The organism is Defluviimonas sp. D31 (genome assembly GCF_033436765.1).
Classification (GTDB): Bacteria; Pseudomonadota; Alphaproteobacteria; order Rhodobacterales; family Rhodobacteraceae; genus Albidovulum.
Genome location: NZ_JAWQFN010000026.1, coordinates 1 through 10,790, shown reverse-complemented (window position 1 = coordinate 10,790; position 10,790 = coordinate 1). Strand labels below are relative to the sequence as shown.

The window sequence follows — 10,790 nt, the reverse complement described above, 5'->3', positions numbered from 1 at the left end:
TCGCTGAGCGAATCGACATCTAAACGGAAGTGGCGGGCGGCGCTTGCCGTTCGCCACCCCAGACCGGACCGGCCGCAAACCTTCTGCCAACGGGGCCTTTGAGCCCGAAGCGGACGTTCCGCTTGGGCGCCGCGATCGGGACGGCGTTTAGCGGTCGGCACTTTACTCCTCGTCACCGGATTTGGCCCAGTATCGCGAAACTCAATCGCATCACCGAGACGGTCCTTGCCGAAAAGTGCCGGTCGGCTTCGGTCTAAACGCGATCCATAATCCATTTCGTGAAACGGGACTTCAGTGGCCGTGGTGCCATCTCGGCGGCAAAGGAGAAAAGCTTGTTGGGCCACCCCGGTATCGTCATCCGTTTGCCCTTCATCATGGCAATAAAGCCATCCCTGGCAACGTCCGACGGAGACATGCTTTGCATGGGCCATCCGCTGGCAAGCCTCACGTCGTTCATTCCGGCACGCCGGAAAAAATCCGTTCGCATGGGGCCGGGACAGAGACAGGTTACATCGACATCCGTTCCCCGATACTCTTCTGCCAGAGCGAGGGAGAAGCTCAGCAAATGCGCACGCGTCGCGAAGTGTACGGAGACAAACGGTCCGGGAACCAGCGCGGCTACTGAAGAAACATTGACGATACGGTTCCAGCGCGTCCTCTGGCGATCCCGCAAGAAGTCCTTCGTCAATTGCGTAACGGCGATTGCGTGGAGCCGGATCATCTCGATTTCTTTTTCGAGGTTTGAATCTTCGAAGCGCCCATAGACGTTGAACCCAGCATTGTTGACGAGGACATCGGCAGTCATTTCCCAGTCCCGCAGTCGGGCAAAGACCCCACCTGCCGCGACTTCGTTCGACAGATCCACTGGTATGGTTTTGATCTTCACAGCATGGGCCGTCGCAATATCGCTGGCGCATGCTTCAAGGCGTGATTGATCCCGTGCCACAAGAACCAGGTCGCTTCCCGCCCGCGCTAAACGTTCGGCGAAGGCCCGGCCCAAGCCGCTCGAGGCGCCAGTCACCACGGAAAGCCGCGGAGAGGAGCGTTCTTTCGCATTCGCCGCCACTCAGTCCTCCCGATGAACGCGTCGCCCGTATTTCGGCACTAAGCCTTGTCTAGCGGACAATCCCCGTGTCGCATTGAACTAGATCAAACCAAGGGACCGGGATGCGGCCTAGAAGGAAGGTCAAGCGATCCGTTGTCGGTACTGGCGGCCGGGATTTGCGCGATCGCAGAGATGCCGGCGGACATGAGGATGCTGGAGCCAGATGTAACACTGACTGATTTTCTGCTCGCAACGCAGTGCGCCACTTTCGCGGTCGTTCTTATACGCAGGCGCGGCGGAAACCCATGTGAAACCCGACTGTTTGCCACGATGTATGCCGCACTCGCCCTGTCCTCCTTGTTCGGCGCGCTTTGGCACGGCGCCTTCTCCGATGTCGATACGGCCACGGGAGACGCAGTCTGGCTCATTGCCATGGCTGCCCTGGCCGCGTCCGCGGCGTTGCTTTGGCTCATTTCGGGCCGGTTGATCCCGTTGGCCGCGTGGTCGCGCTTCGCACCCTGGGCGGCCGCAATCCAGTTCGTTCTTCAGGTTTCGGTTTCGGCCTACTTCACGGACAGCTTCATTGTCGCGGCCTTGGGTCTTTTGCCGCCTATGGCAGCGACGGTTGCGGGCTACATCATCCGCGCCCAAAGTGGCCAAATGATCCACGGCATATGCGGTGCGGCAGGTGTCACCCTTGCCGCGCTCGCCGGCCTCGTCATCGCGTTCGACCTGTCTTTGCACCCGCGCTGGGCTACGACCCTTGCAGTCTATCACGCAGTTCAGTTCGTTGCGTTCGGGCTTGTGTTTATGTCTGTTCCCGCGACCGTCGCCAAAACGCGGTAAAGCGGCGCGATGCTTTGAAGTGTGTCGGCCTGTTCCATCGTTTCCTGACGTTTCTCTTCGATGTTCGACCGGGTCCAGCTTGTAGGAATGCCAAGCGGATACAGGATCACGGCGATCAGCATTGCAAAGTGAAGCCAGCTGGCGTCACGGGCAGGTGGATTTGGCGGCGTTTTCACTTCGCGCGGTGACTTGAGTGTCCAGATCAGCATGGCCAGCCCCGCGGCGGCCATCACCAGGTTGAAGACTTGCCCGGTGCCGATACCCAACCAGGCGGCCTCATAATCGCGGAAGAGATCCACAGCGAACCGGAGAGCGGCGTAGAGAAATATGAACAGGCTCGCAACGACGCCACGGCCCGGCGGCCATTTGGCAAGTGCCCAGATCAGGATTGGAAGGATCACGAAGTTCTTGGAGCTTTCATAGAGCGCTACGGGGTGTCTCGCACCTTCTAGGTCCGGGTAGACGAATCCCCACGGCAGTGTCGTCTCGGAACCGACAACCCCGCCTTCGATGAAGTTCCCGAAACGACTGACGGCCAGAAGAAACACCCCGGGCACCACGATCTCGTCGAGAAGCGCGATCAAGGAGTGCCCTCTGAGCCGCGCGAAAACCGCCGTGGCAACAAGCCCGCCCAACAGGACGCCATGGGAGGCCATGCCGCCCTCCCACCAGTTCAGCGCGGCCAGCGGACGTTCAAGATAGTAGTCCATTTCATAAACGAGGATGTCAAAAATCCGCCCGCCGACAAGGACGCCAACGGCGAATAGGATCGCGAAGGTAAAGACGTCGGCGTTTGTGAGGCCACGCGCATGGCGCCGGAACCAAAACCAAAGAAAGATGCCGGTAAAACCGAGCGTATATACCGCGCCGTACCAGTAGATCGGGCCCAGCGGCGTGACCGCAATCGCCGGATCGAAATCATGTATCATCGGGTGTCTCCACGCGCCGTCTGGCCCAAACGCATACCAGCGACCGATTTCGAGGCACATGACGTGGGTCAAGCGACACGCCTCTGTGTTCGAGATGGAATCCTCGACTATCGACCGCCTGGCGTACTGGCGCTCCTGCCCCGGACGGCGCAATTGTTGGTGTCGCCCGCTTCTAGCAGTCGGCCATCGGAGAACGATGTCTCAAACGGCGGTTTAGTCCGCATGTAGGACATCGAAGCAGCGCGCAGCGAAGGGCCGGTTCGGATCTTGACCGAATTGGCCTGTTTCAATGACCGCTTCCGGGAAGTCGTGCCGCAGCGCGGCGGGCCGTTCCATGACTCGGTCGAGCCGCCGACTTGAGTTTCGCTGCATCGGCCTCAGGCGGCTTCGTCGGCAGCCCGGTCATTGCCGAACGCAGCCTCGCTGCATACTGCCTGAACGTCCGCATTTCCCTCCACCATGCAGCGCGAGATTTTCGGCGGTGCGGCGGGTCGTCTTGCCGCGAGCGCGCGCAGCAAGAATTTGCCACTTCTTCTGCGGGCTCCTTGCGGTCATTCACTGCGTCTTACGCAAATGGCAGCAACGGGCCGGAGTGGTCACCAGTGTTTCAAGCTTGCAGGACCGTCAGGTCTACACACAGGACCCTAGCCTCAGTCTGGCGAAATGGTCAGGAACGGCAATATGCGGACTCATTCCTGTGACCCGTCACCACGGCCAGCCGCTTCAGCGGTAGCGGCGACCGCCTTATCTACTCCCCGAAACGAGTTCTGCGACGCATTTAGCGCGTCAGGCCGCGAGGAAATGTCCCGGGCAACATTCGCTATTCATGCGCCTGACGAGCCAGGTCTCGAATTTCTCCAAGCTTTTTGATGGTTTGGCGTCTGCGCTGGCGACCAGCCAGAACGCGTCGCCCGTACGAAATCGCCCCGGGAAGGGCGCAACCAGGCGCCCCGATTTTAGCGCATCAAACGCAAGAGATTCCCACGCCAGGAAGACACCCTGAGCTCCGATCGCCGCATCTAGGCACAGCGAGGCGTCCGAAAACACCGGCCCGACGCCGAGAATTTCGTCTGTCAGCCCGTTCGGCGCGAGCCAAGTTGACCAGTCGAACATCTGCCCCTTGTCGCGGATGATCGGGGTCGTCGCCAAGTCCTTGGGGGCCTTGAGCCTGCCGGCCAGTTCCGGGCTGCAGACCGGGAATACGCGCTGGTCGACCAGACGAACGAGCCGCACACCTGTCCAGTCTCCTTTTCCAACCCGGATGCAGGCATCCACATCGGCAGTATTCGGGTCGGTCACGTTCGGTGAGGCGTCGATCCGGACGCGCACTTCGGGATGCGCAGCGGTGAACTCGCCAAGCCTCCAGACCAGCCACTTTGCGGCGAAGACTGGCGGCACGGAGATTGTGAGCACATTGGCAACTTTACGCTCCGCGATATCGACCGCCGCAGAGAGGTCTGACATGGCACGCGCCAGACGTGGCAGGAGTTCCTCGCATCGATCGGTCGGTTGTAGTCCCTTCGACGTCCGGTAGAACATGGGAAGGCCGAGCAGGCGCTCGACCTTCTGAAGCTGCTGGCTCACGGCACCAACGGTTACACCCATTTCCTCGGCGGCGCTGGCCAGATTTCCAGTGCGGGCCACTGCTTCGATTGCCCGCAACCCCCCGAGATTGATACGATTCAGGTTCTTCATATAGAGAATCTAAACCAAGTTTTAGAACATATCGATAAAAACTTGGCCCTCTATGGCGCATCTTGCTTTCAGAACTGAAGCAAGGAGACGCCAGATGAACCTCATAAGATATCTCTTGGATCGCAAGGCACGATCCACAACTGCGGTGGACCAATGGGACGGTCCCGACTGGTGGCGGGACCCGCTTTCGCATCCCGATATTCGCAGAATGTCCCTCCGCGAGATGGCGGACCTTCCGTTCGACCGCACTGTCACGGAGCACGATCGACACCAACAATCTCAATTCAGGAGGTCGCTATGACCGCTCTCACTCAAGACTCGTTCAACTTTCATCACCCACGCGACTGCCGGATGGATTCTGAGGCCCGGTGGGGCCGCATCGGCGCATTCTGGGCAGTGCAGACGTGCCGCCGGAGACTGGCGCAGGAAATGCAGGCGCTACGCAGTATGAACGATCACCTGCTGCGTGACATAGGGCTCAACCGGTCTGAGGTCGGAGGCGCCGACGAGCATTTCTATCGCAGCGACACGACGATCAGGATTCTAAGTGGCCGGTGACGGCCGCCGACGAATGATTAGTTCCTCCCCCGGCGGTGTCAGAGGAACCCGGCTTGCAAGTAGGCAGGGCGCCGACTAGCGTCGCTTGATGTCGAAACCTGGCCCGTTCAAATACTTCAAGACGAGCCGCGAGATCATCCGCCTGGCGGTGATGATGTACGTGCGCTTCCCGCTCTCGCTCCGTAACGTCGAGGACCTGCTGCACGAGCGTGGCATCGACATAAGCCATGAATCGGTCCGGTTCTGGTAGCAGCGTTTCGGACGGAGCTGTCAGACAGATTCGAACTCGTCTCCACAAGGGCAGGATCGCTGCCCTTTACGCCGCGCCGAGTTGACGCCACTCGGCGAGAGCAGCGGCGCGGTTCTTCTTGAAATTTGCCCTCGAGTAGAAGCTGCGTTCCAAGTTGAAATGGTTGAAGACCGAGGCGTGGACGGCGGCGAACATCTGCAGACTTCGCGTCCGCCGGAACCGGAGCATCGCCCGCTCCCGTCGTCGGAAAGGAAGGTGCGAATTCTCCGCTCTGTTGTTCAGCCAGCGCCCAGTTTCTTGCCGTTCCGCCGCGCCGACCTCCCGTAGCGCGGCACCGTAGGACCGGAGCTTGTCCATTACCAAGATGTGCGGCCGACCGTGGCGTTTCATTGTTTTCTTCAAGAATTTCAATGCCGCCTTCTTGTCGCGCGTCTTGGTGACAAAGCTTTCCAGCACCTCGCCTTCGTGATCGACGGCCCGCCACAGGTAGTGGCGTTCGCCATTGATCTTGACGAACATCTCATCCAAATGCCATCGCCACTGCGGCCAGGATCGAAGCCGGTCAGCGCGCCTCTTTCGGATCTCCGCGGCAAACCTAGGCCCAAATCTTTGCCACCAAAACCGGACGGTTTCGTGGCTGATGTCGATGCCGCGCTCGTGCAGCAGATCTTCGACATTGCGGAGCGAGAGCGGAAATCTGACGTACAGCATCACCGCCAGACGGATGATCTCCGGGCTGCTGTGGAAGTACTTGAAAGGGTCAGGCCTGGTCATGAGCCGACGCTACGAAGCCGCCCTGACCGTCTCAACCGGAATCCTTCTGACAAGACCCCACTCTTGGAAAATTGCGAAAGCGGGCATGGCGTTCCGCGCGTTTCGGAGACGGCTACAGGCGGCACACGCGGACTGTTAACGAGTGTCCAGCTCCGACAAGCTTTTCAAGGCAGTACCCGGGCAGCGCGTTGCGTGCTAGGATCACCGAGGGGCAGGCGTATTTCACGAAGTCTCGGCGTTGACACTCTATGGGGCGTGGAGGACTGATGACAGCCTTGCTTCGATGATACCTTTGGTACGTGCGCGGTACAGTGCCCACTTCGTCGATGCGCTGCGCGCGACGGGACTTTCGGAAGGTTCAGTCATGGACCGCGCTGGCCTCAGCGACGACGTGCTGGAGCGTGCCGATGGTGTGACGACGATTTGGCAACTGGGCGAGGTAGCAAGGCATTGCGCCGTCAGAACGGGGAACCTAGACATCGGTTGGACCGCAGCCGCTTCCGCGGCACTGGACGGTTACGGACAGTTTTCCGAGCATGTCCTCTCCAGTCAGTCGCTTGCTACTCGCCTGAGCGCCTTCTGCCGCGCCGCGAACGACGAGTATTCAGAAGCTTCGTTCTACATCGAACGCCGTCGGAACACCTTGCTTTTCAAGCGTGGGCCGATCGCTGGCGATGAGATCTCGGCGCGTCAGACGGAACTTTATGTCGTCTTCATGATGCTCTCCACCATTCGGAGCGTTCTGGGACATGCGTGGCAGCCCATGCAGGTCTGGCTCCAGACTTTCCACCGGAAAGAGACTGAAGCACTGTTCGATGTGGGCAAGACAGACTTGCGCTTTGAGCATCCTGAGACGGTGATCACGATCCACGTCGACGATATGGTCAGATCACTCGAGACCGACGGCCAAAGGGACGCCGGGGGTGATTTCCGCAGCCTGTCGCTCGACACCGCCAGTGCGCTCACCAAACTCATAGACGGCTATCTGGGAGACCAACATATTTCGCTGGCGTTCATGGCTAGGATCTGTGACGTGCAACCGCGCGCACTGCAACGGCTCCTGGCGCGTGAGAACAAGACTTTCGGAGAGTTGCTTGCGCAGCGGAGGACGGCGGCAGCTGTCGAGCACCTGAAGTCGCCGGACATGAAGATCGCCGACGTGTCCTACTGCCTCGGCTACGCCCATCAAGCTCACTTTTGCCGGGCGTTCCGTCGTCAAACCGGTCTCACGCCGTCCGAGTACCGTCGCGCAGTGCAGGAGAGTTGATCTCGCGCGGCGCAAGTTCCGTATCCCGCCGCAGCAGGATCGGCTCGTTTTACCATTTCGCGACAAAGTCACGACCGCGAAAGACGGGACCGTGAGTCACCTCTTACCATCAGATCTTAACCATCAGAACTTTGGCAAGAGGAGGTGATCGGGGATGGTCGAGAGAATGAAGGAAGGCGCAGTCATCGTTGCGTTTTTGTTGGGAGCTACCTCTGCGGGACTGGCGCAAGAGGCAGACGCGCCGCCGCCAATCCTCTTCACCAATGTGGATGTGTTCGACGGGTTCGGCCCGGATCTGATCGAAGACGCCAACGTGCTCGTCGAAGGCAATGTCATTACGCAGGTATCGACCGACCCGATCGAGGTCGAAGGCGCGTTCGAGGTCGACGGAACTGGCAAGACCATGACGCCGGGCTTCATCGACATGCACCAGCACGTGATGCTGAACATGCCCGAAGGCACGGGCTCGTTTATTGCCAGGTGGGACGAAGCTGCAAGCGGTGCCTTTGCGCAGCACCATCTCAACCAGAACATGCTCATGAAGGGCATCACGACGATCCGGGACATTGCCGGCGATCCGCTGGACGTCGCCAAGGCCATCGACATGGGGCTTTTGCCCGGGCCGCGGATTTATTCATCCGGTGGCGCGATCGGCCAGACGGGCGGTCACAGTGACTGGGCGGCGCGCAACTACCCCGCACGTCTCCTGGAGGAAAACCAGGATGTGGGGCAGGCAACGCAGATGACGTGGGTCGTGGACGGCGTTGACGACGTGACCCGCGCGGCACGGTTCAATTTCCGCCGTGGGGCCGCGTTCCTGAAGGTCATGGGCGGCGGCGGCGTGGCCAGCGAATTCGACCCGCTGGACATCCTTGGACTTGCTGAAGACGAGGTTGCCCGGGCGGTCGAAATCGCCAAGGACAACGGCACCTACGTGGCGGTCCATGCCTATAACGACGTGAGCTATGACCGTCACCTGCGCCTCGGCACCCGCTCTTTCGAGCATGGCTTCCTGATCTCGGAAGACATGGTGAAGCGCATGGTCGCGAAGTACAACGAGACGCAGGACATCGTGTGGAGTTTCCAGTGCTACATGAGCGTCAATTCCTTCGGTTCCTATGAAACTATGCCAGCCTTTTTCACACATGAACAAAAGCTTAAGGGCGTGGCTGTTGGTGAAGGTGTGCGTCGCATGTCCAAGTGGATGAACGACTACGGCATGTTCATCGTGGGCGGGTCGGATATGTTCAGCCCCGGCCTTGTCGAAAAGATCAAGGAAGACATCGTTTGCCCCACGTCTGTCGGATATACGCCCGCACAGGCGCTGAAGCACTACACGGGCAATGCGGGGATCGTCCTGACGTGGTCGGGGCCGAAGAATCCCTATCCCACCTACAAGCTCGGCCAGATCGCGCCTGACAGCTACGCCGACCTTCTGATCTGGGACGGCAATCCGCTGGAGGACATCAACCTGATCCTCGACGAGAGCAAGCTGCAACTCGTTATGAAGGATGGCCGCGCCTACAAGAATACGATGGTCGATAGCGACAACATCATGTATCGGCCGGCAGTCCGCGAGCAGCAGGTCTATCCGTAATGTCTGAACAGGAAAGCCTCTTCAGCGCTTGACCTGTCAGGGCGGCCCTATGGGTGGTCCGCCCTGACATTTCCGTTCCCGCGGAGAGGACGACCTTAGTGGAACTTCAGCACATCTGGGGTGATCTACAGGGAGGAATTGAGCCAATGCTGACGAGACGTACATTTCTGTCCTCCACAGTTGCCACGGGCATGTCTGTGCTCCCGCTTTCCCGGGCCATCGGACAGAATGCCGACCAGGCGATATCGCGTATTGCCTTTGGCTCCTGCGCCAAGCAGTGGGAACCGCAGCCGATCTGGAACGCAATTGCGCGTCGCGAGCCGGATATCTTCCTTTTCCTGGGAGACGCGATCTACGGGGACTGGCACGGAGACGAGGTCTTCACAGCGACGGAAGAAAGTCTCCGCGCAGATTGGGACCAATTGGCAGCGATCCCGGAATTCGCGGCATTTCGCGAGCAGGTTCCGATACTTGCTACATGGGATAATCACGACTTCGGCAAGCATGACGGCGGCGCCGAGTTCGAACTCAAGGACCAATCGAAGAAGCTCTTCCTGGATTTCTTCGGTGAGCCGCAGAACACGGAAAGACGCAACCGGCCGGGAATTTACGACGCGATGACCTACGGCCCTGAGGGGCGCCGCGTCCAGATCATTCTGCTCGACTGCCGAACATTCAAATCGCCCTATAGCCCCGATCCGCGCAGCGCGGAGGAAAAAGCCGCCCTCAATATCCGCGGCCAGTATCTGCCTGCAACCGACCCCGGCGCGACCCTGCTTGGTGAGGCGCAATGGCAATGGCTGGAAGAACGATTGAAGGAACCCGCCGAGCTTAGGTTGATTGCTTCCGGCACCCAGATCGTGGCCGACGAGAAGGCGATGGAGGAATGGGGAAATTTCCCCGCTGAGCGTCGGAAACTGCTCGACCTGATCGGAAAAACAGGTGCGGAAGGCGTGATCCTCCTGTCCGGCAACGTGCATTTCAGCGAAGTTTCCCGGACGGCTGAAGGTCCCTATCCACTGACCGATTTCACCTCCAGCGGCTTGACACATTCCACACCGGCTTATGCCGAGCTGAAGAACTCGCGACGGGTGGCCGGTCCATTCACGGGGTTCAATTTCGGAGAAATTGATATCCGGTGGGAAGATCCTGAAGGGACGAATGTCACTCTCACCTGTCTCGATGCTGAAGGCTCGGCCCAGTTCGAACACATAGTGCACCTCTCAGCGCTCAAAGAGACCTGAATCTCCATCGTTCGGAGGAAACACGTTTGAACGCCATTCGCATCACTGCGCTTATCGTGGCGGCACCCGCGCCGGCGACCGTTTTGGCACAAGGCCTCGCGGGGGCGGTGTCAAAGGAACGTGGTTTGAGGTAGCCAGGGCGGTTTCATAGCCTTCGCGCATGACCAAGCGCTCCACATTTCGCCACTTCAAGACATCGCCGGAGATCATCCGCTTGGCTGTAATGCTCTACGTCCGGTTCCCGCTTTCACTTCGCAATGTCGAGAACCTGCTGCACGAGCGGGGCATCGACATCTGCCACGAGACGGTCCGGTATTGGTGGCATCGGTTTGGCCCGATGTTCGCGGCAGAGATCCGAAAACGGCGCGTCGAGGGCATGCGGTCGAGCCGCTGGCGTTGGCATCTCGACGAGGTGTTCGTGAAGATCAACGGCGAAGGCGGTGTCAGAGGAACCTGGCTTGCGGCGAGGCAGGACGCTGACTAGCGTCGCTTGATGTCGAAACCTGACCCGTTCAAATACTTCAAGACGAGCCGCGAGATCATCCGCCTGGCGGTGATGATGTACGTGCGCTTCCCGCTCTCGCT

Annotated in this window: 10 protein-coding genes and 2 pseudogenes; 7 read left to right on the top strand and 5 right to left on the bottom strand. The window is 59.6% G+C overall.

Translation table 11 applies throughout. From position 1 onward, the window contains the following. Positions 1-253: 253 nt before the first annotated feature. On the bottom strand, positions 254-1,066 hold the full coding sequence (locus tag R5H32_RS19935; RefSeq protein WP_318340412.1) for an SDR family oxidoreductase: 813 nt from the start codon (positions 1,064-1,066) through the stop codon (positions 254-256). A gap of 183 nt (positions 1,067-1,249) precedes the next feature. On the opposite strand from R5H32_RS19935, the gene R5H32_RS19930 reads away from it, so the two are divergent. Beyond that, complete coding sequence (locus R5H32_RS19930) at positions 1,250-1,891, top strand: DUF6962 family protein (protein ID WP_318340411.1); 642 nt, start codon at positions 1,250-1,252, stop codon at positions 1,889-1,891. Here R5H32_RS19930 and lgt read toward each other — a convergent pair. The 3 genes from lgt to R5H32_RS19915 all read right to left on the bottom strand — a co-directional run bounded on the left by lgt (position 1,828) and on the right by R5H32_RS19915 (position 4,515). Further along, the gene (lgt, locus tag R5H32_RS19925) at positions 1,828-2,820 is read right to left on the bottom strand and encodes a prolipoprotein diacylglyceryl transferase (RefSeq protein ID WP_318340410.1); all 993 of its coding nucleotides are present in this window, start codon (positions 2,818-2,820) and stop codon (positions 1,828-1,830) included. The genes R5H32_RS19930 and lgt overlap by 64 nt on opposite strands. Before the next feature lie 213 nt (positions 2,821-3,033). Next, positions 3,034-3,156, bottom strand: a complete 123-nt coding sequence (locus tag R5H32_RS19920; RefSeq protein WP_318340409.1) for a hypothetical protein — start codon at positions 3,154-3,156, stop codon at positions 3,034-3,036. 450 nt (positions 3,157-3,606) lie between these two features. Beyond that, complete coding sequence (locus R5H32_RS19915; RefSeq protein ID WP_318340408.1) at positions 3,607-4,515, bottom strand: LysR substrate-binding domain-containing protein; 909 nt, start codon at positions 4,513-4,515, stop codon at positions 3,607-3,609. Positions 4,516-4,812: 297 nt separating this feature from the next. On the opposite strand from R5H32_RS19915, the gene R5H32_RS19910 reads away from it, so the two are divergent. Both R5H32_RS19910 and R5H32_RS19905 read left to right on the top strand, forming a co-directional pair. Beyond that, the gene (locus R5H32_RS19910) at positions 4,813-5,073 is read left to right on the top strand and encodes a DUF1127 domain-containing protein (RefSeq protein ID WP_318340407.1); all 261 of its coding nucleotides are present in this window, start codon (positions 4,813-4,815) and stop codon (positions 5,071-5,073) included. An 88-nt stretch (positions 5,074-5,161) separates the two neighbouring features. After that, positions 5,162-5,320 (top strand): annotated as a pseudogene (locus R5H32_RS19905) (IS6 family transposase); the annotation flags it as partial. Between the two features lie 69 nt (positions 5,321-5,389). On the opposite strand, the gene R5H32_RS19900 reads toward R5H32_RS19905, so the two are convergent. Beyond that, positions 5,390-6,097 carry an IS6 family transposase gene (locus R5H32_RS19900; RefSeq protein WP_318340406.1) on the bottom strand — a complete coding sequence of 236 codons (708 nt, stop codon included), beginning with the start codon at positions 6,095-6,097 and terminating at the stop codon, positions 5,390-5,392. A 283-nt stretch (positions 6,098-6,380) separates the two neighbouring features. Here R5H32_RS19900 and R5H32_RS19895 point away from each other — a divergent pair, with 283 nt between their 5' ends. From R5H32_RS19895 to R5H32_RS19880, 4 genes and pseudogenes are all read left to right on the top strand, one after another. Further along, a complete protein-coding gene (locus R5H32_RS19895; RefSeq protein WP_318340413.1) occupies positions 6,381-7,364 on the top strand; it encodes an AraC family transcriptional regulator in 984 nt (327 codons plus the stop codon). A gap of 154 nt (positions 7,365-7,518) precedes the next feature. Further along, positions 7,519-8,961: an amidohydrolase family protein gene (locus tag R5H32_RS19890; protein WP_318340405.1), complete on the top strand. Its 1,443-nt coding sequence runs from the start codon at positions 7,519-7,521 to the stop codon at positions 8,959-8,961. A gap of 146 nt (positions 8,962-9,107) precedes the next feature. Further along, positions 9,108-10,205 (top strand): alkaline phosphatase D family protein, encoded by a 1,098-nt coding sequence (locus tag R5H32_RS19885; protein WP_318340404.1) that lies wholly within the window; start codon positions 9,108-9,110, stop codon positions 10,203-10,205. Between the two features lie 160 nt (positions 10,206-10,365). Then, positions 10,366-10,641 (top strand): annotated as a pseudogene (locus R5H32_RS19880) (IS6 family transposase); the annotation flags it as partial. Between the last annotated feature and the right edge of the window lie 149 nt (positions 10,642-10,790).